This window comes from Inhella inkyongensis (assembly GCF_005952805.1).
In the GTDB taxonomy this organism is placed as follows: Bacteria; Pseudomonadota; Gammaproteobacteria; order Burkholderiales; family Burkholderiaceae_C; genus Inhella; species Inhella inkyongensis.
In genome coordinates, this window is the sequence record NZ_CP040709.1 from 219,650 (window position 1) to 243,172 (window position 23,523).

The 23,523-nt window shown below is 67.8% G+C and carries 24 protein-coding genes; 13 read left to right on the forward strand and 11 right to left on the reverse strand.

What is annotated here, in order from left to right; all coding sequences use genetic code 11:
* Positions 1–3 precede the first annotated feature (3 nt).
* The 8 genes from katG to FF090_RS01185 form a co-directional block, all read right to left on the reverse strand.
* Positions 4–2,214: a catalase/peroxidase HPI gene (gene katG / locus FF090_RS01150; protein WP_138854985.1), complete on the reverse strand. Its 2,211-nt coding sequence runs from the start codon at positions 2,212–2,214 to the stop codon at positions 4–6.
* Positions 2,215–2,382: 168 nt separating this feature from the next.
* On the reverse strand, positions 2,383–2,937 hold the full coding sequence (locus FF090_RS01155; RefSeq protein WP_138854986.1) for a hypothetical protein: 555 nt from the start codon (positions 2,935–2,937) through the stop codon (positions 2,383–2,385).
* A gap of 286 nt (positions 2,938–3,223) precedes the next feature.
* On the reverse strand, positions 3,224–3,859 hold the full coding sequence (locus tag FF090_RS01160) for a hypothetical protein (RefSeq protein ID WP_138854987.1): 636 nt from the start codon (positions 3,857–3,859) through the stop codon (positions 3,224–3,226).
* A 123-nt stretch (positions 3,860–3,982) separates the two neighbouring features.
* Complete coding sequence (locus FF090_RS01165; RefSeq protein ID WP_138854988.1) at positions 3,983–4,261, reverse strand: hypothetical protein; 279 nt, start codon at positions 4,259–4,261, stop codon at positions 3,983–3,985.
* Between the two features lie 45 nt (positions 4,262–4,306).
* A complete protein-coding gene (locus FF090_RS01170; protein ID WP_138854989.1) occupies positions 4,307–4,843 on the reverse strand; it encodes a hypothetical protein in 537 nt (178 codons plus the stop codon).
* Between the two features lie 40 nt (positions 4,844–4,883).
* On the reverse strand, positions 4,884–5,225 hold the full coding sequence (locus FF090_RS01175) for a hypothetical protein (protein ID WP_138854990.1): 342 nt from the start codon (positions 5,223–5,225) through the stop codon (positions 4,884–4,886).
* 134 nt (positions 5,226–5,359) lie between these two features.
* Positions 5,360–6,268, reverse strand: a complete 909-nt coding sequence (locus FF090_RS01180; protein WP_138854991.1) for a hypothetical protein — start codon at positions 6,266–6,268, stop codon at positions 5,360–5,362.
* 196 nt (positions 6,269–6,464) lie between these two features.
* Positions 6,465–7,811, reverse strand: a complete 1,347-nt coding sequence (locus tag FF090_RS01185; protein ID WP_217503011.1) for an MFS transporter — start codon at positions 7,809–7,811, stop codon at positions 6,465–6,467.
* A 131-nt stretch (positions 7,812–7,942) separates the two neighbouring features.
* Between FF090_RS01185 and FF090_RS01190 the strand changes: the two genes are divergently transcribed.
* From FF090_RS01190 to FF090_RS01215, 6 genes are all read left to right on the forward strand, one after another.
* On the forward strand, positions 7,943–8,962 hold the full coding sequence (locus FF090_RS01190) for an NAD-dependent epimerase/dehydratase family protein (protein WP_138854993.1): 1,020 nt from the start codon (positions 7,943–7,945) through the stop codon (positions 8,960–8,962).
* Positions 8,959–9,486: a hypothetical protein gene (locus FF090_RS01195; RefSeq protein ID WP_138854994.1), complete on the forward strand. Its 528-nt coding sequence runs from the start codon at positions 8,959–8,961 to the stop codon at positions 9,484–9,486. The genes FF090_RS01190 and FF090_RS01195 overlap by 4 nt, the downstream gene beginning before the upstream one ends.
* Complete coding sequence (locus FF090_RS01200; protein WP_138854995.1) at positions 9,483–10,343, forward strand: alpha/beta hydrolase; 861 nt, start codon at positions 9,483–9,485, stop codon at positions 10,341–10,343. Before FF090_RS01195 ends, FF090_RS01200 begins: the two co-directional genes overlap by 4 nt.
* Before the next feature lie 151 nt (positions 10,344–10,494).
* Positions 10,495–12,018 carry a methyl-accepting chemotaxis protein gene (locus tag FF090_RS01205; protein WP_175423460.1) on the forward strand — a complete coding sequence of 508 codons (1,524 nt, stop codon included), beginning with the start codon at positions 10,495–10,497 and terminating at the stop codon, positions 12,016–12,018.
* 4 nt (positions 12,019–12,022) lie between these two features.
* A complete protein-coding gene (locus FF090_RS01210; RefSeq protein WP_138854997.1) occupies positions 12,023–13,039 on the forward strand; it encodes a diguanylate cyclase domain-containing protein in 1,017 nt (338 codons plus the stop codon).
* Positions 13,036–13,650: an Hpt domain-containing protein gene (locus FF090_RS01215; RefSeq protein WP_138854998.1), complete on the forward strand. Its 615-nt coding sequence runs from the start codon at positions 13,036–13,038 to the stop codon at positions 13,648–13,650. The genes FF090_RS01210 and FF090_RS01215 overlap by 4 nt, the downstream gene beginning before the upstream one ends.
* Here FF090_RS01215 and FF090_RS01220 read toward each other — a convergent pair.
* Complete coding sequence (locus FF090_RS01220) at positions 13,606–15,186, reverse strand: serine hydrolase domain-containing protein (RefSeq protein ID WP_175423461.1); 1,581 nt, start codon at positions 15,184–15,186, stop codon at positions 13,606–13,608. The two genes, FF090_RS01215 and FF090_RS01220, sit on opposite strands and share 45 nt — an antisense overlap.
* A 56-nt stretch (positions 15,187–15,242) precedes the next feature.
* Positions 15,243–15,806, reverse strand: coding sequence for an ArsR/SmtB family transcription factor (locus FF090_RS01225; RefSeq protein WP_138855000.1), 564 nt, complete (start codon positions 15,804–15,806; stop codon positions 15,243–15,245).
* 170 nt (positions 15,807–15,976) lie between these two features.
* Between FF090_RS01225 and FF090_RS01230 the strand changes: the two genes are divergently transcribed.
* The 7 genes from FF090_RS01230 to FF090_RS01255 all read left to right on the forward strand — a co-directional run bounded on the left by FF090_RS01230 (position 15,977) and on the right by FF090_RS01255 (position 22,775).
* A complete protein-coding gene (locus FF090_RS01230) occupies positions 15,977–16,798 on the forward strand; it encodes a CbbQ/NirQ/NorQ/GpvN family protein (protein WP_138855001.1) in 822 nt (273 codons plus the stop codon).
* Positions 16,791–17,702: a 4Fe-4S binding protein gene (locus tag FF090_RS01235; protein ID WP_246071485.1), complete on the forward strand. Its 912-nt coding sequence runs from the start codon at positions 16,791–16,793 to the stop codon at positions 17,700–17,702. Before FF090_RS01230 ends, FF090_RS01235 begins: the two co-directional genes overlap by 8 nt.
* Complete coding sequence (locus tag FF090_RS01240) at positions 17,702–19,480, forward strand: nitric oxide reductase activation protein NorD (protein ID WP_138855003.1); 1,779 nt, start codon at positions 17,702–17,704, stop codon at positions 19,478–19,480. The genes FF090_RS01235 and FF090_RS01240 overlap by 1 nt, the downstream gene beginning before the upstream one ends.
* Before the next feature lie 73 nt (positions 19,481–19,553).
* Entirely contained in the window at positions 19,554–19,712 is a 159-nt protein-coding gene (locus tag FF090_RS19035; RefSeq protein WP_175423462.1) for a hypothetical protein, read from the forward strand.
* A 27-nt stretch (positions 19,713–19,739) separates the two neighbouring features.
* Positions 19,740–20,390, forward strand: coding sequence for an FMN-binding negative transcriptional regulator (locus tag FF090_RS01245; RefSeq protein WP_138855004.1), 651 nt, complete (start codon positions 19,740–19,742; stop codon positions 20,388–20,390).
* A 44-nt stretch (positions 20,391–20,434) separates the two neighbouring features.
* Positions 20,435–21,127, forward strand: a complete 693-nt coding sequence (locus tag FF090_RS01250) for a Crp/Fnr family transcriptional regulator (protein ID WP_138855005.1) — start codon at positions 20,435–20,437, stop codon at positions 21,125–21,127.
* A 64-nt stretch (positions 21,128–21,191) separates the two neighbouring features.
* A complete protein-coding gene (locus FF090_RS01255) occupies positions 21,192–22,775 on the forward strand; it encodes a methyl-accepting chemotaxis protein (protein ID WP_138855006.1) in 1,584 nt (527 codons plus the stop codon).
* Here the strand turns inward: FF090_RS01255 and gstA are convergent, their stop codons facing one another.
* A complete protein-coding gene (gene gstA / locus FF090_RS01260; RefSeq protein ID WP_138855007.1) occupies positions 22,776–23,381 on the reverse strand; it encodes a glutathione transferase GstA in 606 nt (201 codons plus the stop codon). It lies immediately after the preceding gene.
* Between the last annotated feature and the right edge of the window lie 142 nt (positions 23,382–23,523).

Genomic DNA, 23,523 nt, shown 5'->3' on the forward strand with positions numbered 1-23,523 from the left:
GACTCAGCGCAGGTCGAAGCGGTCCAGCTCCATCACCTTGACCCAGGCGGCGCCGAAGTCCTGCACGAACTTTTGCTGCGCATCGGCGCTGGCATAGACCTCGGCCAGCGCGCGCAACTGCGCGTTGGAGCCGAACACCAGGTCCGTCACCGTGGCCGTCCAGCGCAGCGCGCCGCTGCGGCGGTCGCGCCCTTCCAGCAGCTGCGGGTCGGCGGCCGCGCGCGCCCACACCGTGCCCATGTCCAGTAGGTTGACGAAGAAGTCATTCGTCAGCTGCCCGGGGCGCTGGGTGAACACCCCATGCCGGCTGCCGCCGTGGTTGGCGCCCAGCACGCGCAGGCCGCCCAGCAGCACCGCCATCTCGGGCGCGCTCAGGCTCAGTTGCCAGGCCTTGTCCAGCAACAGCTCGGCCTGGTGCTCGGCGAGCTCCGACTTCACGAAGTTGCGGAAGCCGTCGGCATGGGGTTCGAGCACCGCCTGGCCCTCGGCATCGGTCTGCTCGGGCAGGGCGTCCGTGCGGCCGGGGCGGAAGGCCAGGGTCAGGGGCTGGCCGGCCGCCTGGGCGGCGGCTTCCACCGCCGCCGTGCCGGCCAGCACGATCAGATCGGCCAGCGAGATCGGGCGCGGGCTGCGGGCGTTGAAGCCCTGCTGAATCGCCTCCAGGCGCTGCAGCACCGCAGCCAGTTCGGCCGGCTCGTTGGCCGCCCAGTCCTTCTGCGGGGCCAGGCGGATGCGCGCGCCATTCGCGCCGCCGCGCTTGTCGCTGCCGCGGAAGGTCGAGGCCGAGGCCCAGGCCGTGCGCACCAGCTGCGCCACGCTCAGGCCTGAAGCCCGCAGTTCTGCACTGATTTCGGCCTTCAGCGCCGCCACATCGTCGGCATTCACCAGCGGATGGCTCACGGCGGGCAGGGGGTCTTGCCAGATCATGTCCTGCTGCGGCGCCAGCTTGCCCAGGTAGCGGCTGCGCGGGCCCATGTCGCGGTGGGTCAGCTTGAACCAGGCGCGCGCAAAGGCGTCGGCAAAGGCGGCCGGGTCCTGGTGGAAGCGGCGCGCAATGGGCTCGAAGCCCGGGTCAAAGCGCAGCGACAGATCGGCCGTGGTCATCATCGGCGGGTGGCTGCGGCTGGGGTCGTGCGCGTCCGGGATCAGATGCTCGGGGCGGCAGTTCTTCGGCGTCCATTGCTGCGCGCCGGCCGGGCTGTGTGTCAGCTCCCAGTCGTAGCCGAACAGCATGTCCAGATAGCCCTGGTCCCATTGCGTGGGGTTGGGCTTCCAGGCCCCTTCGATGCCGCTGGTGGTGGTGTGCACGCCCTTGCCCGAGCCAAGGCGGTTGGCCCAGCCCAGGCCCTGGGCCTCCACCGGCGCGGCCTCGGGTTCGGGGCCCACCAGCTTGGGGTCGCCCGCGCCATGGGCCTTGCCAAAAGTGTGGCCGCCGGCAATCAGGGCCACGGTCTCCTCGTCCGTCATGCCCATGCGGCGGAAGGTCTCACGCACATCGTGGCCCGAGGCCACGGGGTCGGGCCGGCCGTCCGGGCCTTCGGGGTTCACATAGATCAGACCCATCTGCACGGCGGCCAGCGCTCCGGTGAGCTGGCGCTCACCCGTAAAGCGCTCATTGCCCAGCCAGGTCTTCTCGCTACCCCAGTGGATGTCGTCCTCGGGCTCCCAGCGGTCCTCGCGGCCGCCGGCAAAACCCAGGGTTTTGAAGCCCATGCTCTCCAGCGCCACATTGCCGGCCAGGATCATCAGATCGGCCCAGGAAATCTGCGCGCCGTACTTCTGCTTGATAGGCCAGAGCAGGCGGCGCGCCTTGTCCAGGTTGCCGTTGTCCGGCCAGGAGTTCAGCGGCGCAAAGCGCAACATGCCGCTGCCCGCGCCGCCCCGCCCATCGGCCAGGCGGTAGGTGCCGGCCGAGTGCCAGGCCATGCGGATGAAGAGCCCGCCGTAATGGCCCCAGTCGGCCGGCCACCAGTCTTGCGAGTCCGTCATCAAGGCCTTCAGATCGGCCACCAGCGCATCCAGGTCCAGGCGGCGAAAGGACTCGGCGTAATCAAAGCCCTCCCCCATCGGGTTGCCCTGGGGCGCGGGGCGGTGCAGGCGGTCCAGATTCAGCTGCTCAGGCCACCAGTCGCGGTTGCGGGTGCTGGGGGCCGCTGGGCGGGCAGTGCCGGCCTGGGCGGCAGCGGCGAAGGGGCATTGGGGGGCGGTGGACATGGCTCACTCCGAGGGTTGGAATGAGGCGAACTCTATGGATCTATGGTGACCAATAGTTTTAATTGTGGCAATGGCGGCGATAGCAACAGGATTCAGGCCTTGGCGACGGACGAAGTGAGCCAAACGACACCGGGCCTGCCCAGGATGATGGCTATCAGTGCTGAGGTTTCACTGAGCAGCCAGATAGCTGGCCGCTTCGGCGAGCACCGGTCGACTTCCGTCTTTGTACACAGCCAACTTCCGAATGAAGCGATTCAATTTGTTGGAGGCCGCCTGAACGGCCGACCAGTTCCAGGTCGAAACCGGCCCCAATTCCGGATAGGTCGATTCCCATGAAAGGGCCCGGGCCACCGAATTGTGATTCGTATGGGAGGCCACAAGGCCTTTGGGCCCGATCCCCCCCAATTGCAATTGAATCAGTCCCCAACCATTTGCACGGTAACGAAACGCCTTGCCGTTGCAGGCGCGCGGATTCAGTGCGAAACGTTCGATGGTAATGGGGCCCGATCCCTCAACATGTAGTTGTAGCAGCACAGACGAGCCTCTGCCACGACAGGCGCCGAGAGAATATGCATTCGCCAGCTCCAACGTACTGTTGAATACGCGGAGCTCCTCCTCGGGCCGGGAGTAGGCTTCATAGACCGTGAATACCCCCGTTTCGAAGACAAAGTCGAGAACGGCCTCAAGGTCATTCTGGGTTGCAAAGAAGTCGCAGTTTGGCACTTTGTGCGCTAAAGAGGCTATCGAACTATTGATCGGTAAGGGGCAAAAATTATCGATTGACTAACCACCTATGAAATTCATCAGGCAGGTACCGCAGTAGGACTTGAGGGTAATCTGCAGGTTTCGAGGCAGGCGATGACGGCAGATGCCAAATATGGAATCCCGCCCACAGCGGCTGACGAGCCGCTGGCCGCAGTATTGCGGTCAGCGCTTCGATGAAAGGTGCGAAATAACTCGGGCAACTTGTAATCAACTACGCAGTTGATTGTCAACCGTCAACTCGACGCTATCGGAGTCTGCGGCGTTCAATGCTGTGAACAATGCTCATACGATCAATGTCCTCGATCGACATGATGGGCGAATACATGAGATCCGTTGGGTCGGTCGTTCGCTGCCACCCTAGTTTCATTTCACCAACGATGCGCATCAGCATTTTCTGTGCGCGGAGATTGATGACTTCGGCAGGCGCAACCGTCCCGTCCTTTTCATACACAAGCCGAGCCACCGACAGGACCGAGGTTCTTGCCATGGGGCTGTGAAACGAGTATTGAAAGCGAAAGTTCTGTGCTCTTGAATTGATATCGCGATCGGTGAGGACAATGAAGTAGGTCCTGGCGTTCGTATCAGCAAGCTGCTTCGCCGCTTTCAGCCCAAACGGCAGGTAGTCATCGGCCGGGTACTGATTCGTTCCGGGAAACGGCTCATTCACGCCGGACGGTATCAGCAATGACGACTTCACCCACTGTCCGGTTTCCTTCGTGAGGGCACGGGCGATGCTCGCCGCATACTGCTCAGGGAAGCCATCAGTCGGTATCACATAAAGGCTAACCGCATCCACCGGACTGGAGGGCACAAAACGATCCGGTTGGCCCATTGCGATGGCGGGTAGCAATGTAAGGGTGAATAAGAAGCGGCGGTTCATCGGGCGGGGCTGAGTTACTGTTGACGTTTTAATTCAGCCGACCGGCGAGCGCAGCTGGCCAGGGTCGGGTGGATTGAAAGGTTAGACGCCGATGAAATATGGCACCCGATGGAGGAGCGAATATCAATCATCATCGAGATCTGGACCATTATTTCCGCTTATTATCTGGTTTAGCCAGGATCCATCGGTAATCGCTTGCGCCCGCTCTACATCGCGCAACTGCTTCGCAGCATAGAGGCCGACTAACGCGGCAATGGCCCCAATAGAGTATGAGGCCGTTCGCTCGAACCATGCCGAGAAGTACCAACCGAGATCAATAAGGCAGATTGCAAGCACTGCTGCAGAAACGCCGAAGACAAGCTTCCAACGACGCTCAAACTGATCGAATTCTTCCCCGCTCATCATTGTGAAGACCTCCTTCTCTCACGATACGTCTAACGTTGGAGTTCAGTCGACGCCGCAGGCGGTCGACCGCAGCGACTGGTTAGCCATGGCCTTGCGCCGAATCCCATTCAAACTCATTCCAGTGAATCGAAGTCGCCCTTTAACTTTCATTTCCGGCTGCGTAGTCGAGCCCCGGAACAGAACGTAGGGGACGGAGCGCTGCATCGGCGGTATCCAACTGCCCTCTTCCTCCGGCTTGCCTCCAATTGCCATCTGGAATTGGATTGCCTTTCCACCCCCAGATAGAACGATATCTTCAATGTCCCAGGCGTAACCCCAGAATCTCACGCCAGGATGCTTCGAATCAAGCATTGCTGGATAAACCGCAAATAGCAGCCCGTAGTCGCCGTTCGGCCTGCGCCGGCAGAAGTAGAAGCCACCTCCGTCCTCATAGCCTGTCGCCACAAACCTCAAGGATGGGTCAACAGCAAACTTCCACTCATAGCAATATGCATCGGTATTGCGGCATATCGCCTCCTCCTTTGGAACAGCAACCATATTTGCGGCGGCCGCTAGCGGGGAGGCGACTGCAAACAGCATGCAGGCGACTTGTCTCATTCGGGCTGGCTAACGTTGGAGCTCAGCCGACCAAGCCAGCGGAGCTGGCGCGGGTCGGCTGCAGCGAATGGTTAGCCCGCTTGCTGCCTTGGCCAACACCGATCGGATCTATCACAACCTTGGCAGTAAACGCAAGATTTGCTACTTTGACTCTGCGAATCTTCATGAAGGATTCGATGTGCGTCGGTGCCTCAAGCTTTCGGCAATGAACCGCATGCTGCGAATCAATAAATATGACCACCTCATCTTCTGAGATGTAGTCATTTAGTAGCCGTGCGCAGGCGTCACGATTAAACGCGCCATTCACCATCAGGTGTTGCCAGGGATCGTTGCCGCCAACGTCGTGGCCAAACAGACGATGCATCGCACTTGTGATTTCTCGCGGAGTCATGCTGCGGGCTAACGTTGGAGTTCAGCGGCTGCCGAAGGCAGTCCGCTGCAATGACGGGTTAGAGCTCAGGCTCGGCCTCAGGTATGTGAAGCTTATCGAAGAGCCACCTAGCGTGCAGAGAAGCTACGCGTGAGCATGTTGGCAACTTCGGCCTCGAAGTTTTGGCAAGGGGGTGCTACCCAGCTCATTAGCAACTCTGTGCTTGCCAGTACCTGTGCCGTCTGGAGTGATTCAAGAGTTACGTGGTACCTGCGAATTTCGTTCGCCTTGAAAGTACGCTTCGAATCTGCAACTCGGATGATGTACTGAGATTTCGGCTTCTCGATCGGTGTGACCTTGATCCGCTCGGCGCCGAAATCAGTGCGATTGAACTCAGGCAAGCATTGGCCAGGGCGCGCGGGATCGGCGCCCACTTTGCATGGGCTGAATCCACTAGAGTGTTTCCATGCCCATTCCACCGTATCGAGCCCAAGCTCCCTACAGACAGGCGTGCGACTCTGAGTGCAATCGACTAGCCGCTGGCTAATTTTTGGCCCAAATAGCTCGTCCGGTTCATCCACATAAATAGTCTTTGGTCTTTCTGTACTCTCTACACGAAGGATGTGAGTCGCATTCGTCGCGTGGTTCTTGCATGCGGCCTCAAACGCCGCTTGATGTTCACTACGAACTTGTGCCTGTTGCCGCTGTTCCTGCTTGTGGAGGACCGGAGTGACATAGATTTCCCACAAGATGGCGGTCGGCAGACTCAAACGTACGGCCCATGCTAGGAACCATGCACCGCCGAACAGACGGCGCTTGCCAAAGAAGCTGATGATCGTGGCAACGATCCAGACGAATAGGATCCCGGCGGCTTTCAGAAGGCCCTCAGCAGTCCCTTCGCCACCCATCGCTAGAGATACGTTAGGTAGTGTGGCCGCGCCTATAAGAGCTATTGTGCGGAGTTTCATCCTGAGCTCTAACGTGTTGTCGGGAGACTGCGTAAAACCACCGCCTGCTGCATAAAGCAGGCGCGGCATCGTTCCGTAAGTGATTGATTCTTCATGGTTTTCCCTCCCTACTCGGTGCGCGGCAGCTAGCGCGATCTGCTGCGTAATGCGGCGCCTTGTTTCAAGCTCTGGGGCTTCTAGGGCGAGCAGCTTCTTCCATCCTAGCCAGGGCGGCCTGAATCCGGCGCCTTGAGCAGACTCTCGAAAACCCGACCGGCGCCTGCCGTCAATTCCCCGCCCGGGCACCCGCAAACACCCGCCCCGTCACCCCCATCCCCAACACAGCCAGCCCCAGGGCCAGCGCGATGACGGCGGCGAAGGCGGTGTCGCTGCGGCCGGCGCCGAACAGCAGGCCGGCCAGGGCCAGGGCGGCGCTGGTGGTCAGGGCGTCGCAGAGCTGCAGGGCCGAGGTGTTGCGGCCCTGCTCGCCCTCGGCCGAGAGCGCCAGGGTCAGCACCGACAGCATGGGCCAGGCCAGACCGATGCCCAGCCCGCTCAGGGCCCAGCCGCCCACCACCCACAGAGGGCTGACGCCCGCGTCCAGCATGGGCCAGGCCACGGCCAGCAAGCCCAGGGCCAGCAGGCCCAGGCCGGCGCGCAGGCCCTGGGCGCGGCGCGTCTCGCCCTGGATGCGCGCCTGCAGGGCGCTGCCAGCGCTCCAGGTCAGGGCGGCGGCCGTCAGCGCCAGGCCGCCCTCGGTCAGGCTCCAGGCGCGTTGCTGGTTCAGGAACAGCGGGATGAAGGCCTCGGCGCTGAAAAAGGCGGCTGCCATCAAGCCGCGCAGCGCGATCACGGCGGGCAGGCCGGGGCGGGCGTTCAAGGTGCCGGCGGGCAATAGCCGCATGCCGGCGGGCAGGGCGGCCAGCAGGCCCAGGGCGATGACGGCCGGCATCCAGGCCGTGCCCGCCTGCGAGGCCCCGTGCAGGGCCAGCGCCGCCACGGCGGCCAGCGCAGCCCAGGCCAGGTTGGGGTCGGCCTGGGTCTTGGTGGCGGCCTGGGGCGGCAGGCGGTGCAGGGCCGGCAGCATGGCCCAGGCGGTGAAGGGCACGGCGGCCAGCACCCCCAGGAAGACAGCCCGCCAGCCCAGGGTCTCGACCAGCAGCGCCGCCACAAAGGGCCCCACCAGCCCCGGCAACACCCAGGCCGCCGCCAGCGCCGCGAACAGGCGCGGGTGCAGGGCGGCGGGCACCAGGCGGGCGATGCCCACATAAAGCGTCACCCCCAGCACGCCCACGCCCAGGCCCTGCAGGGCGCGGCCGGCCGTCAGCCAGCCCATGCTGGGCGCCAGGCCCGAGAGCGCCAGGCCGGCGCCAAACACCACGAGGCCGATCACACTGGCGGCAAAAGGCCCTTGCACATCACAGGCCCGCCCGGCCCACACCATGCCCAGCACCGACAGCGCCAGCGTGCCGCCAAAGGCCAGGGCGTAGAGGCCCAGGCCGTCCAGGGCCTGGGCGATGGCGGGCATGGCCGCCGCCACGGCCACGGCCTCGAAGGCAAGCAGGGTCACCAGGGCCAGGGCGCCCAGGCAGGCGGCGCGGCGGCCGGGGGCAAAGAGGGCGGTGTCGGTCAAGAGGGGACTCGGGTTCGGCATCAAGGGCCCGCAGTGTGCAAGCTCAAGCGCACTGCAACGCAAGACCCCTGCCCAATGGCAGGGGCCAGGCCCATGGCTTACAAAGCGGCCCCTCTTCGAAAACCCACCCCATGAAACTGCTCTTGATCGGCGGCGGCCAGTTCGTCGGCCACCATCTGCTGGAAGCCGCCTTGGCCGCCGGCCATCAGGTCACCGTGTTCAACCGGGGCCAGAGCCGCACCCAGTGGCCGGCCGGCGTGGAGCTGCGCCAGGGCGACCGCATGGGCGATCTGGCCGCGTTGCAGCACGGTGAGTGGGATGCCGTGATCGACTGCTGCGCCTACTTCCCGGGGCAGGTGCGGCATCTGGCGCAGGCCTTGCGCGCTCGGGTGGGGCGCTATGTGCTGATCTCCTCGGTCTCGGCCTATGCCGGTTTCGAGAGCGCCAACGACGAAGACAGCCCGCTCGCGCAATTGCCGCTGGGCGAGGACGACCCCGAGGTGCAAGGCCAGGTGCTGAACGGCCGCACCTATGGGCCGCTGAAGGCCCTGTGCGAGCAGGCCTTGCTGCAGAGCTGGGGGGCCGACGCCGCCCTGTGCATCCGCCCGGGTTTGGTGGTGGGCCCGCAGGACCCGACCCAGCGCTTCACCTACTGGCCGGCGCGGGTGGCGCGCGCCGGGGCCGGCGAGGCGGTGTTGGCGCCGGGCCTGCCGCAGCGCGAGCTGCAGTTCATCGATGCGCGCGACCTCGCAGCCTTCGTGCTTCAGGCCCTGGCCCAGGGGCGCAGCGGCGCGGTGAATGTCGTCACCGACCCCGGTGCCTTGAGCATGCAGGGTCTGCTGGACACGCTGGCCCAGATCACGGCTTGCCAGCCGCGCTGGGTGTGGGTGGATGACGCCCCCTTGCTGGCGGCCGACGTGAAACCCTGGAACGACCTGCCGCTGTGGCTGCCGGCGCAGCACGAGTTCGCGCAATTCATGCAGGTGCGCAACCAGCGCGCCCGCGCCTGGGGCCTGCAGACCCGGCCCGTGGCCGACACCGCCCGCGACACCCTGGCCTGGTGGCAGGGCCTGGCGCCCGAGCAGCAAACGTTCACCAAAGCCGGATTGGCACCGGAGCGCGAGCAGGCGCTGCTGGAGACCCTGGCTTGAAGTCGCTGAGCATGTTGAGCGCCCGCTTCGATGCGGCCGCGCTGCGCCCGCCGGCACGGCTGCCGCTGCCGCCGAGCCCGGACCCGCGCTGGGCCCAGCTGAGCACCGAGTGCCGGGCGGCGCCGCAGGAGCCGCTGCGCGTGGCCAAGCTGCCGCACTGGGCCCTGGAGCCCGCCGCCCTGCACGCCTGGCTGCGTGAACTGGATGCCGACTTGCCGCTGGAGCGCGCCAGCGCCCTGGGCCGGATGGGGCTCAAGCTGCGCGCCAAGTTGCAGGACCTGGGCTGGGGCTCCGCCGCCACGGCCATCTGGGACTGCGGCTTCCTGGGCGAGGCGGCGCTGCCCGCGCTGGCGCAGTTCCGGCCGCGCCGCCCCACCGTGATCGTGCTGGACCCGATGCCCCAGCCCCATGTCGACACCGCGTTGCAGACCCTGGTCCGCAACGCCCCCCAATTTGCGCGTCCGGTGCGCGTTTGGGTGCCTCCACAATCTGCGCCGCCCGAACCTACGGACCCCCTGAAATGAAACTGCTGTCAAGCCTGAGCCCCCTGACCCTGGCCGTGACGTTGGCCTTGAGCGGCTGCATGAACATCCCCGTCAGCGAGAGCAATCTGCTGGGCGGGCGCAAGGCCGAGCTGATCTCGGACCGCATCGTGCGCAGCAATCTGGAGCTGACCCTGCCCGACGCCCCGGGCCAAAGCCTGCACGGCTGGCATCTGAAGCACCCGGCCCCCAAGGCCACCTTGGTGTACTTCTATGGTGGTGGCGGCAGCCTGTGGAACAGCGGCCGCCATCTGCACGAGATCGCCCAGCAGCTGGAAGTGGACGTGGTGGCCTATGACGTGCGCGGCTCGGGCGCCAGCGGCGGCAAGCCCAGCTTTGCGGCGGTGCGCGCTGACGCGCTGCGCATCTTTGATGCCGCACGCCGCCCCGATCTGCCCACGCTGGTGATGGGCTATTCGCTGGGCTCGGTGTCGGCCATCCACCTGGCCGCCAACCGCCCGGTGGACGGCCTGGCCGTGCTGGCCGGGGTGTCCAGCTTTGCCGACGCCCAGCCCGCCTTCGAGGCGCGCGTGCCCTGGTATGCCAAGCCCTTTGTGAAGCTGGAGATCGAGCCGGTCTTCCACACCAAGCCGCAGCCGGTGGACGAGATGGCCCGGGTCAAGGCGCCCACCTTTCTGATCCATGGCGACGCCGATGAGCAGTTGCCCGTGGTCTGCGGCGACCGCCTGGCCGAAGCCAACAAGGCCAGCTGGAAGCGCTACCAGCGCCTGAACGGCATCGGCCACGGCAATCTGCCGCTCTTCAATGCCGACAACAAGGCGGCGCTGCAGTCCTGGGTGATGGCGGCGCAGAAGGTGCGGCAGGTGTCGGCGCCCTAAAGCACGGGCGCCACGGATCGCGGTAAGACTGGCTCATGAGTAGAACCGGCTCTGCCGGGCTACTCATACCCCCGCGGGGGGCGGGTTGGGCCTTCGGCCCGGCCCTGGGGGTGCTCTACAGTCCTGTTCAAGGGACTCAGGGAGCCTGCGCGTGAAAGATCTCAGCATCCGTGTGCGTCTGTGGTCGGTGATTGCCGCCTTTGCGGTGGTCATCCTGGTCGGTTCGGCCATGGGCCTGGCCGGTACCCACCAAGGGGTGCGGGCCGCCGAAGACATCTATGTGCAGCGCACCTTGCCGCTGGCCCAGCTGGGTCGCATCGAGGCGGCCGCCGTGGACCTGCGCCTGGGCATTGACGCTGCCCTGCTGCAACCCCAGGCCGCCGAGGCGCTCGCGGCGCAGGCCGCCAAGCTGGAAGAGACCCTGCGCCAGTTCGAGACCCTGAGCCTCAGCGCGGCGCAGTCCGAGGCCAAGCCCAGCTTGCGCCAGGCCCATGCCGCATTGGTGCGCAGCCTGGAGCCGCTGCAGGCCGCACTCAAGGCCGCCAATGCCGAGCAGGCCCGCGCCCAGGCCGATGGGGCGGTGGCGCAGGCCTTCAAGGCGCTGCGAGAACGCGTGGGCGAGCTCTCGGGCGAGTTGATCGACGAAGCCTGGGCCGCGCACGACGAGGCCCAGAAGCGCTTCCAGCTCATGATCTGGGTGGTGATTGCCGGCGTGGCCTTCGCCTTTGGCGCCGTGGGTCTGTATGGGCGCTGGTTGTCGCGCTCCATCACCGTCCCGCTGAACCAGGCCGTGCAACTGGCCGAGCGCGTGGCCGCCGGCGACTTGACGGCCGAGGTGGACACCCTGGGCCGCAACGAGATGGCGCAGCTGATGAAGGCGCTGGCGCAGATGAACCAGAACCTCTCGTCCATCGTGGCCCAGGTGCGCCATGTGGCCGACGACATCGCCACCGGCTCCTCGGAGATTGCCAACGGCAACGCCGATCTGTCGCAGCGCACCGAGGCCCAGGCCAGCAATCTGCAGCAGACCGCCTCGGCGATGGAAGAGCTCTCGGCCACCGTGCGGCAGAACGCCGAGGCCTCGGGTCAGGCCAATGATCTGGCCAGCGGCGCCAGCGGCGCGGCGCTGCAGGGCGGCGAGGTGGTGAGCCGTGTGGTGGGCACGATGGAGGGCATCAGCGCCAGCTCGCGCCGCATTGCCGACATCGTCGGCCTGATCGACGGCGTGGCCTTCCAAACCAACATCCTGGCGCTGAACGCCGCCGTGGAGGCCGCGCGCGCTGGCGAGGCCGGGCGCGGCTTCGCCGTGGTGGCCGGCGAGGTGCGCATGCTGGCGCAGCGCTCGGCCACCGCCGCGCGCGAGATCAAGACCCTGATCGAGCAGTCGGTCGAGCAGGTCGAGTCCGGCAGCCGCCAGGCCCACGAGGCCGGTGCCTCGATGGGCGAGATCGTGCAGCGGGTGCGTCAGGTCAGCGACCTGATCGGCGAGATCTCCACCGCCTCCCACGAGCAGAACGCCGGTATCGAGCGCGTCAGCGCCTCGGTGGTGGAGCTGGATCAGGTGACACAGGCCAATGCCGCCCTGGTGGAGCAAAGCGCCGCCGCCGCCGAGAGCCTGCGCCAGCAGTCCGCCCAACTGGTCGAGCTGGTCAGTGCCTTCAAGTTGCGAGGCTGAGGGCATGGAGGCCTCGATCCTGATCGTGGACGATGAGCCCGGCTCCCTGCAGGTGCTGGGGCATATGTTGGAAGACCTTGCGGAGATCCAGGTCGCCACCAGCGGCGCCGAGGCGCTGGCCCTGGCCGAAGAGGCCCCACCGGCGCTCATCCTGCTGGACGCCCAGATGCCGGGCATGAATGGCTTCGAGGTCTGCGCACGGCTCAAGGCCCAGCCCCGGCTGGCGGACATCCCGGTGATCTTTGTGACGGCCAACGCCAGCACGCAATTCGAAGTGGCCAGCTTCGAGCTGGGGGCCGCCGACTTCATTGCCAAGCCCGTCATCGAACCCACGGTGCGTGCGCGCGTGAAGACCCAGCTGCAGCTCAAAGAGATGACCGACAGGTTGCGCCGCACCGCCACCGAAGACGGTTTGACGGGCCTGGCCAATCGCCGGCACTTCGATGAGTCCCTGATGCGCGAGGTGATGCAGGCGCAGCGCAGCGGCTCGCCCCTGGTGCTGTGCCTGGCCGATGTGGATCGTTTCAAGGCCTACAACGATTGCTACGGCCACCCGGCCGGCGACCGTTGCTTGCAGGCGGTGGCCCGCGCCTTGCGCAGCGTGAGCCAACACGCCACCGATCTGGTGGCGCGCTACGGCGGCGAGGAATTTGCCTTGCTGCTGCCCCACACCAGCCTGGAGGGCGCGGCCCTGGTGGCGGCACGGGCGCAAAGCGCCCTGGAAATGCTGGGCCTGCCGAACCGCGGCGTCGGGCCGGATGCCCGGGTCACCCTCAGCATGGGCGTGGCCTGTTTTGAGCCGCCGCGCCAACGCCGCCAGGCCGAGCTGGGCGCCGCCGAGGTCTCGCATCAAATCGTCGCCCGGCTGCTGGAGTCCGCCGATCAGGCCCTCTACGCGGCCAAGCACGCGGGGCGCAACCGCAGCTGCACCGCCAGTCCGGCGGGCGACGGCAGCTGGTGGGTGGCCCACCCCGACGACAACATGCCAACCTGGCGACCCCTGGAGAACGCTGGCGCATGAACCTCGATCCCGACTGGCCGCAGATCGACGGCATTGACAGCGCCGAAGCCCAGCTGCGTTACGGGCGCCATCCGGCGCTGTTTCGCAGCACGCTGGCACGCCTTTTGGAGCAGGCGCCCAGCCTGAACGAGCCGCTCGAATCGCCCGAACGGGCGGCCGACAGCGTGCACCATCTGCACCGCCTCAGCGGCACCGCCGCCACCCTGGGCGCCCGTGGCTTGCACGCCCAGGCCAAGGCCTTGGAGCTGCAGCTCCTGGCCGGCGATTGGCCGGCCGCCCGCGCGGCCCTGCCGACGCTTCAGCAGGGCTTTGCCGCCTTGCAGCGCGCCAGCGCTGCCTACCTGCAGCCTGCCGCACCAACGCCCAGTTCAGACCCCCTGCCCTGGCCGGCGCAGCAGCTGAGCGAGCTCTGCGAACTTTTGCGTCAGCGCAAATTGCGCGCCAGCGCGCTGTTTGAGCAGATCAGCCCGGCCCTGCGCAGCCGCTTGGGCGAAGCCGACTTCGCCGCCCTGCAGGCCGACCTGCTGGCGCTGCGCCACGCGGATGCGTTGGCCCGCCTCATCCGTTTACAGCCAGGCCCAAGCCAGGAAGACCAACGCGAGCCCCACTGAGCCCACGGACTGCCAGCGCGCCTTGGCGCTGTGCAGCTGGTGGGCGGGCAGGTGGCGGCTCCAGACGCACGCCAAGACGCCTGTCAGCACCAGGGCGCCCTGCCAGAGGGCGTAGACGCTGAGCCCGTCCAGGCTGAGCGGCGGCAAGAAGCTGCAGATGAAGGCGGCCGAGGCCAGGGTGGAGAGGCCGGCCAGCCCGGCCTCCCAGCGGGACGCAAACGGACGGCTGAACGCTTGCCAGGCGCGTTGCAGCCGGCCGGTGGCGGGCACCCGCGACGCCGCGCTCGCCCGGCTGGCCCAGCCCTTGGCCCCCAGAGCCAGGCCGCTGGGCAACAGGGCCAGCAGCAGCAATTGCTGCACCGGCTTCCAGCCCGCCGCCTCGGGGGCATCGGTGCTCGGTTGCGGGTGGCGTGCATCCCACAGATGCAGGCCCAACTCATCGGAGAAGTCGCTCGCGCCACTGTTCGTCAGCACCACCACCGCCATGCCGCGCGCCAGATCCACACCGGCAAAGCTGCGCATGCCATAGGTGCCGCCGTTGTGCCAGGCCAGCGAGGCGGGCTCACCCTCCTGAGCGCCCAGCCGCGCCAGATGCCAATTGAGGGCCACGCCGCCGCTCTTCTTGCCGTACGGCGCCAGAGCCTGCGCCTGCGGGCCGCCCATGGCGCGCACCAGGGCCGGATGCCCTTCCAGTGCCGCCTGCAGCAGGCGCAGCGTGTCCTCCACGTTGGCGATGATGCCGCCGGTCGGTGCCCAGAACCGCATCGTCCAGGCCGGTACCGGCTGGCCCTTCTGGTCATGACCCCGGGCCATGCGTGCGGCGTCGGCCGGTGCACCCACGCGCGTGTCGTTCAAGCCAAGCGGCCCGAGCAGGCGCTCCTGAACCAGCTCGGCATAACCGTGCTCCAGGTCCTTGCCGGCGCGCGCGGCCAGCAGCATGCCCAGCAGGGCCACGCCGGTGTTGGAGTAGGCGTAGTCGGCCGGCCCCTGGAAGTCCAGGCCGCGCAGATAGGCGTAGAAGTCCTGCACCGCGTAATGCGCATAGGGGTCTTCGGGGTTGCGGGCCATGGCCTTGATGAAGGCCCATTGGCGCAGCGGAATGCGCGGCAGGCCGCTGGTGTGGGTGCTGAGCTGGCGCCAGGTCAGGGCGTCCAGCCGGGGGTTGCCGCGCAGGGGTTCGGGCAAGCGCCCGCCAAAGCTTTGAGCCAGGCTGTCGTCGACGCGCAGTTCGCCGCGCCGTTCGGCCTCGGCCAGCAGGGCGCCGGTGAAGCCCTTGCTGATGGAGGCGAGTTCGAACAGGGTCCGCTCGTCCACCTGCGGCCGCGCCGGATTGCCGCTGCGCCCGCTGCCCAGCACGCAGCGACCCTGCGGTGTGATCAGGCCCACCACGACGCCGGGCACCACGCCGTTCGCAGTGGCTTGGTCCAGCAGGGCCTGCAGTCGCTCGGGGCGCCAGCGCGCGGGGGTTTCGGCCTGCTGCAAGGCAGGGCAGGGGGCGGCCGCACTGACGGCGGCAGCCAGCTGAACCGTGATCATGATTACGATTTTCCGTAATTGACGAACCAAGAAATTCATGAGGCTCTCGCGGGCCATCAGCCCATGCAGGTGGTCAACAAGGCCAGCAGCGGTACGGCGCGCTCGCCCGGTACTTGGTAGTGGCCGCGCTGCAGGCTGCGCAACCAGCCGGCCGCTTGCAGGGCCTTCAGGTGATGGAACAGCTGGCCGGTGGTGCCCATGCCGTCCAGGTCCAGCAAATCGGCCGGGGTGCGCTCGCCGTCCAGACAGGCGCGCAGGATGGCCAGGCGCACCGGATGCGCCAGGGCGGCGATCACCGGCTGCAGGGCGGACCAATCGGTCTGCAGCAGGGCCTCGGTGCTGCGCTGCTGCTGCCAGGCCAGCCGGGCCCCGCTGGGCAGGGTGACATCGCCCACATAGAGCACGCTGCCTTGCCGCCGCCCCTGTGCACGGTCGCGCTGCTGCAGGCCCTCCAGGGCCCAGAAGCGATCCGCGGCTTCCGCGGTGTCAGACCTGTGCGCCGGCGCCTGGCGCGTCGCCTCGCTGGGCCCCAGGCGTCGCGTGAGCGCCTGCTCGACCAGCTCGGCAATGCGGGACTCCAGGGCGCTGGCGTCACGGGCGGGGGTGGGTTTGCGGGGCATGCGGCGAATAATACGCTTTTGCGTAGTTTCAGGCGCCAGCCCATGCGTTTGCGTTGCATCAAGACCCCGGTGCGGACTTTGGGTTGAGCGCCCCGCCTTGATCCGCTTTAAGGACGGCCCTCCCTCCCGCCCCTAGGCTGAGTTCTCATGCCTGCCTGCTGGAGAAAACGATGCGCCCGACCCTGATCGCCAAGCCGACCCCCACCCAAGCTGTGGAGGGGCCGGCCTATCTGCCGCAGGGCAGCGAATGCGATCTGTTCGAGCAGACCCACGCAGCCCAGCTGCCGTTGTTGCTCAAGGGCCCCACGGGCTGCGGCAAGACCCGGCTGGTGGAACACATGGCGGCGCGCCTGGGGCGGCCGCTGATCACGGTGAGCGGCCACGACGATCTGGGTGCCGCCGACCTGACCGGCCGCTTCCTGATCGAGGGCGGCGACACGCGCTGGTTGGACGGCCCGCTGACTCGCGCGGTGCGCGAGGGCGCGATCTTCTACCTGGACGAGGTGGTGGAGGCCCGCAAGGACATCACCGTGGTGCTGCACCCGCTGGCCGACGACCGTCGCGTGCTGCCGCTGGACCGCAATGGCGAGCTGATCAAAGCCGCACCGGGCTTCATGCTGGTGCTGTCCTACAACCCCGGCTATCAGCATCTGCTCAAGGGGCTCAAGCCCAGCACGCGCCAGCGCTTTGTGGCCCTGAGCCTGAACTACCCCACGCCCGAGTTGGAGCAGCGCATCGTTCAGCTGGAGTCGGGCTGCAGCGCCGCCGTGGCCGAGCAACTGGTGCGCCTGGCCCAGGCCCTGCGTCGGCTGACCGAACACGATCTGGAAGAGACGGCCAGCACCCGCCTGCTGGTGATGGCCGCGCGCCTGCACCAGCGCGGCATGGCCCTGCCGGCGGCCGCGCATGCGGCCATCCTGGAAGCGCTGAGCGATGACGGCCCCACGGTGGCCGCGCTGGTCGAGGTTCAAAGTGCCGTCCTCGGTGCCTGACCTGCAACGCCGCCGTCGCGCGCTGCAGCTGGGCTTTTTTGCGCTCTTCCTGCTCGCCCCGGCGCTGGACCTGCTGCGCTTTGACCTGCACGAGGCCCAGCTCTGGTTCCTCGGGCAGCGCTGGACGCTCGGGATCGACGCGTTCCGCGCCGGCCAGATCGATGCCACCCAGGTGGCCCTGAGCATCCTGCTCAAGGCCATCGTGCCAGCGGTGCTGACGGTGGCCGGCTTCCTCTACGTGGCCTATCGCTGGGGGCGTCTCTACTGCGGCTGGCTGTGCCCGCACTTCAGTCTGGTGGAGACCCTGAACGGCCTGTTGCTGCGCGCCAGCGGCCGGCTCTCGATCTGGGACCGCGAGCGCGTGCCCGGTCCGCCGCCGCAGCGCATCTACTGGCTGGCCTTCGGCGGCACGGCGCTGTTCTTCGGCTTCGTCTGGTCCATCACACTGCTGACCTATCTGCTGCCACCGCGCGAGATCTGGGGCGGGCTGCTCAGCTTCAAGATGACGCCCAATCAAACCCGCTTCTTGCTGATCGCCTGGGGTCTGATCAGCGCCGAGCTGCTGTTTGCGCGCCATCTGTTCTGTCGCTTCGGCTGTGCGGTGGGCTTCTTCCAGAGCTTGGCCTGGATGGCCAACCCCAAGGGCCTGGTGGTGAGCTTTGCGCGTCCGCGCGCCGCCGAGTGCCGCGACTGCGAGCCCGGCCCCGACAGTTGCGAGCACGCCTGCCCCATGCGCCTGCGCCCGCGCAACATCAAGCGCCTGATGTTCAGCTGCGTGCAATGCGGGCAATGCCTGGAGGCCTGCTCGGGCTCGCACGCCGCGCGCGGCCAGCAGCCCAATCTGGAATGGACCGTGGGCGTGGATGCGCTGCGCGAGACGCTCAAACAACGAAGGGGCGGGTGATGGAAGAGTGGATCGGCGAGCGCTGGGACCGCTTCGTCACGCAACGCGCCAGCCGCGCCCACCCCGAGGCGGCAGTCGAGCTGCAAGCCATGCAGCGCCCGATTCAGCTGCTGCTGCATGCAGGCGGCGGCCGCGCCCGCCTGGCCCAGGCCGTGCCGGTGCGCGTGGGCGGCGAACGCACGCTGTGGCAACGCATGGCCGGCGCCGGCACGCGCGCGCCGCTGGGCCAGCTGGACCCCGAGGTGCTGGCCCTGCCCGAGACCCTGGACTGCTACCCCGAGGCCGCGCTCAACCGCGACCTCTACCTCTGGCTGGCCGCCCTGGCTGCGCAGCTGGACCCCGAGGCCGGCTGGCTGCAGGGCAATCTGGCCGCCACCCGGGCTGCGCTGGCGCAGTTCCCTGGTTTGCAGGCCCGCCACCGCCGGCTCATCCAGGCCGAGCTGGCGCTGCGCGGCCCCATCATCCATCCCGATGAAGCGCGGTTGCGACAAGCGCTGCAAAGCGGCCAAGCCGAGGGCGAACTGGACCCCAGCCAGATGGCCCCGGTGTGGTGCTGGCTGCGGCCCGTGGCCAGCGCGCCCGGCTCCGCCCGTCAGCCCGAGCTGGACCCGCAGCCCGGCGAAAGCCGCCGCAGCCAGGCCCTGGCGCAGCGCCGCCGCGTGCAGCGTCAGGCGGCCCAGACCTCATCGCGCCCCCCGCTGCTGCTGGGCGCCAAGACCGAGTGGCTCAAGACTTTTGCCGACCCCTTCCAGATCGACCGCGCGCAGGACGACCAGGACGATGGCGACGCCGATGTGGCCGCCGAGGAGTTGGAGACCCTCACCCTGGAGCGAGGCGGCCAGCGGCTGGCGGCCCGGGTGCGCTTCGACCTCGACCTGCCGGCTTCGAGTGCCGATGACGCCGTGGTCGGTGAGGGCGAATGGCTGCCCGAGTGGGACCCCCGCCAGCAGCGCCTGTTGCCCCGCAAGGTGTTGGCCCAGACCCTCGCCGCCCGCGCCCCCGCCGCCTGGAGCCCGGCCCCGGCCCTGCGGGTACAGGCCGCACAAATGCGCCGTCGCATGGAGCTGCAGCAGGCCGCGCCGCGCTGGTTGCGCGGCCAACGCGATGGCGAGGAAGTGGACCTGGACGCCTGGGTGCGCCATCGCAGTCATCCCGTCGGTCCGGCCGCGGTCTTCGAGCGCCGCGTGCGCGGCCAGCGCGAACTGGCCAGCCTGCTGCTGGCCGACCTCTCGCTGAGCACCGACGCGCACGCCAACAACGAACAACGCGTCATCGACGTGATCCGCGATTCGCTCTACAGCTTTGGCGAGGCCCTGGCCGGCAGCGGCGACGCCTTTGCGATGCTGGGTTTCAGCTCGGTACGCCGCAAGCTGCGCCTGCACGAACTGAAGACCTTTGACGAGGGCTGGAACGAGGCCGTGCGCGCGCGCCTGGGCGCCCTCAAGCCCGGCTACTACACCCGCATGGGTGCGGCCCTGCGCGCCGCCACCCTGCGCCTGCAGTCACGGCCCGAGCGCCAGCGGCTCTTGATCCTGCTGACCGATGGCAAGCCGCACGACCTCGATGGCTACGAGGGCCGCCTGGGCCAGGAGGACACCCGCGAGGCCGTGCAGGAAGCACGCGCCGCCGGCCTGCTGCCCTTTGCGGTGTCGATCGACGAATCGGCCCCCGAGGTGCTGCCCGGCCTGTTCGGCGACCGCGCCTGGACCTGGGTGCGCCGGCCCGAGGAACTGCCCCAGCGCCTGGCGGCCTTGTATGGGCAGCTGACCCGGCGCTGAGGGCGAGCGGCAGGATCTCAAGCCCGGACAATCCCGCCCTTTCACTGCCGCCCCGCGCACCCATCTGGGCGCGATGAACCTCAAGCTCAGCCTGCGGCGGCCGCTGTTCTATCTGCTGATTCCGGTGCTCCTGGTGCTGTGCTTCGTCGGCTTCCCGCCGCCCTTTGCGCCACCGCCACGCACCCGCCCGGCGCAGGAGCAGAGTGAACCCGTGCGCAAGGAGGAAGACTGATACTGCGCGCCCTTTCAGGGAGACGCTGTGTACCAACCGAGCTACCACGCTCCGCCCGACAACGCGGCGCTGTGGGCACTGATCCAGGCCCATCCACTCGGCCATTGGGTCTGCCATACCGAGCAGGGCCTGCAGGCCAACGCCATCCCCTGGGTGCTGGACCGCAGCGGTGAGCGCGTGCGTCTGCGCGGCCATGTGGCGCGCGCCAATCCGGTCGTGCGGCAATTGGCCGCCGCAGGCAGTCCCTCGGTGGTCTGCTTCGTCGGGCCGCAGGCCTACATCACACCGACCTGGTACCCGGGCAAAGCCGCGCACGGCAAGGTGGTGCCGACCTGGAACTACCTGACGGCCCATGTGCACGGCCCGGCGCGGGTGGTGGACGACGCCGAGTGGCTGCGCCAGACCCTGGTCCTGCTGACTGCCGCCCAGGAAGGCCCGACGGGTTGGCGGCTGGACGATGCGCCGCCCGACTTCATCCAAGGGCTGCAGCGCGCCGTGGTCGGCGTCGAGATTGAGGTCGATCGTCTGGAGGGGCGCTTCAAGCTCAGTCAGGATGAGGAGGCCGCCGACCGGCTGGGCACCCTCGGCGGCCTGCGCGCTCGGGGGCGCGGCGACGACCGGCTGCTGGCGGACTGGATCGAAAGCTTCCCCGCACGGGCTGGCGAACGCACGGCTTGACCGGCATCAAAGGCAGGACGGGCCGCAGCGCCCACACTGCCTCCATGCTCGACGCCCGCCCCTTTGATGTGCCGCGCTTTCTGCGCCGCCAGCCGCTCTTCTCCGACATAGACGATGAGGCCCTGCAGCGCCTGGCCGCAACCTGCCAGTTGCGGCGGCTGGAGCGCGGTGAGATGGTCTTCCATGTGGGCGACCCCTGCGAGGCCTTCTTCATCACCGTGGTCGGGCAGGTCAAGCTGTTCGTCATCGCACCCAACGGCAACGAGAAGGTGATCGAACTCATCGGCCCCGGCGGCAGCTTTGCCGAGGCCCTGATGTTTCTGGGCAAGCCCTGCCTGGTGAACGCCCAGACCTTGGCCGACACCACCTTGCTGCTGGTGCCCCGTGAGGCCGTGACGCGCGAGCTGGAGGCCGACACCCGCTTTGCGATGCGCCTCTTGGCCGGCCTCAGCCGGCGCCTGCATGGGCTGGTGGCCGATGTGCAGGCCTATGCGCTGCAGTCGGGCATCCAGCGCGTGATTGGCTATCTGCTGCGCGATCAGGCGCCCGATGAAGAAGACGCCGTCACGGTGTCGCTGCCGGTCAGCAAGGCCACCCTGGCCTCACGCCTGTCGCTCACGCCCGAGTACTTCTCGCGCGTGCTGCGCGAACTGGAAGAGGCCGAGCTGATCCACGTGGACAAGCGCGACATCCACATCCTCGACCCGCAGCGACTCGCCAACTACCAGGGCGCTTGATCCGCTTCAAGGCGAGCGCTGGCGGCCCGGCCGACAGTCAGGCTCCCCTTCGAGGCGCGGCGCCATGAAACTCAATCTCCCCGTCAGCGGCCGGGAGTACCGCATCCCGGCCGGACAAACCCTGGTCAGCGTCACCGACCTGCAGGGTCGCATCACCTATTGCAACCCGGCCTTCATCGAGGTCAGCGGCTACACGGCCGAGGAGCTGCTGGGCCAGCCGCACAACATCGTGCGCCACCCGGATGTGCCCGCCCAGGCCTTTGAGGATTTGTGGAGCTGTATCCAGGCCGGAAAGCCCTGGAGTGCCCCGGTGAAGAACCGGCGCAAGAACGGCGATCACTACTGGGTGCTGGCCAACGCCACGCCGATGCGCGATGGCGAGCGCATCACCGGTTACCTGTCGGTGCGCACACCCTGTCCGCCCGAACTGGCCCAGGCCGCACAGCTTGGCTTTGCTGCGATTCAAGCCGGACAGCTGCGCCTGCACCAAGGCCAGTTTGAAGCGCGTGGCGCACAGCGCTGGCGGCGCTTGTTGGAACGCCTGCCTGGGCGGCAAGCCTGGCTGCTCTCGGTCAGCCTGTGTGGCATGGCCTTCGCCCTCGCGCACTGGCAAGCCTGGGCCCTGCTGCCCCTGTTGGCGCTGGCCGGCGCGTGGGCCCTGCACGCTGCCCAGCAGGCCCCACTGCACGGCCTGCTGCGTGACGCCCGGCACCTGGGCGCGGGGGATCTGGCGCATGAGGTTCGGGTCGAGGGCCGCGGTGTGCTGCGTGATCTGCAGCATGCCCTGCGCCAGGTGGGTGTGAACCTGCGCAGCGTGGTGCTGGACGCCCGCCGCGACATCGAGGGCCTGCGCGGTGCGATGTTGGAGATCGGTCATGGCAACCAGGACCTGTCACAGCGCACCGAGCGCCAGGCGGCCAATCTGGAGCAGACCGCCGCGTCGGTCGAGCAGATCCATGCCACCGTGGGCCAGAGCGCCGAGGCCGCGCAGCAGGGCAGCCAGCTGGCGCAAGAGACCGAAGCCCTGGCCGCCCGCAGCCACGCTGCCGTGGATGCCCTGACGCACAGCATGGCCGAGATCCAGGCCGCCACCGAGGCCATCGGCAGCATCATCCAGGTGGTGGAGGGCGTGGCCTTTCAGACCAATCTGCTGGCATTGAATGCGGCCGTGGAGGCGGCCCGAGCCGGCGAGGCCGGGCGCGGGTTTGCCGTGGTGGCCAGCGAGGTGCGCACCTTGGCGGCGCGTGCCGCCGATGCCGCCAGCCAGGTGCGCCGGCTGGTGCAGCAGTCGCGCGAGCGTGTGGCCTCGGGCGATAGCCAGGGCCGCGAGGCCCATGCCCGCATGCAAGAGGCCCTGCACAGCGTGACCCGCATGGGCCAGGCCCTGCAGCAGATCCGCCGCGCGGCGCAGGAGCAAGGTCAGGGCATCGGCGAGATCAACCAGGCGATGGCCGAGCTGGACGGCGTGACGCAGCAAAACGCCGCCATGGTCGAGCAGCTGGCCGCCGCCACCCAGGCCATGCTGGGGCAGGTCGAGCGCGTCAGCACCTCCACGCGCCTGTTCCGCCTACAGGCCGGCGAGCAGACCCTGTGCGAGCTGGATGCCGTCGCCCTGCGGCGCCAGCACAAGGCCGGCGCCGCCGCCTGATCACTTCAGCAGGCCCTCGGCCTTCATCGCCTCTTGCACGCTGGCGCGCGCCATCATGCGGCCGCGCAGCGCGCCCAGGTGGGCGAAGGGGCTGATGTCCACGCCCACGTACTGGCCCCAGTTGCTCAGCACGAAGAGGTAGGCGTCGGCCACGCTGAACTCGCCCAGCAGGTAGTCGCGGCCTTCCAGCTGGCTGTCCACCCAGGCGAAGCGCTTGAGGAGGGCCTCGCGGAAGTAGGGCTTGCTGTCTTCCGGGAAGCTCGGGTTGAACAGCGGCGAGAAGCCCTTGTGGATCTCGCTGGTCAGGTAGTTCAACCATTCCTGGCAGCGGGTGCGGGCCAGCGTGCCGTTGGGCGGCGCCAGCTTCTTGTCGGGCACCTGGTCGGCGATGTACTGCACGATGGCCGGGCCTTCGGTGATGCGCTCGCCGTTGTCCAGTTCCAGCACCGGCACGCCCCCCTTGGGGTTGATGGCGTAGAAGTCGCCGCCATCCTCGGTCTTGTGGGTCTTGGTGCTGACGCGCACCAGGTCAAAGGCCAGACCGGCCTCGCGCAGCACGATGTGGGGCGAGAGCGAGCAGGCGCCGGGACCGTAATAGAGCTTCATGGGAGTCCTTTCAAAACAAGGCGCGCAGCCTAGCGCGAAGTCGCCAGCCATGCAGCGCAGCCGGCCATTCATGCACGGCGCAGTCGGGTTCAGACGGCGCATTCCGCCATTCGCCCACTCACGCCCTGGCTGGGTGCGCAAT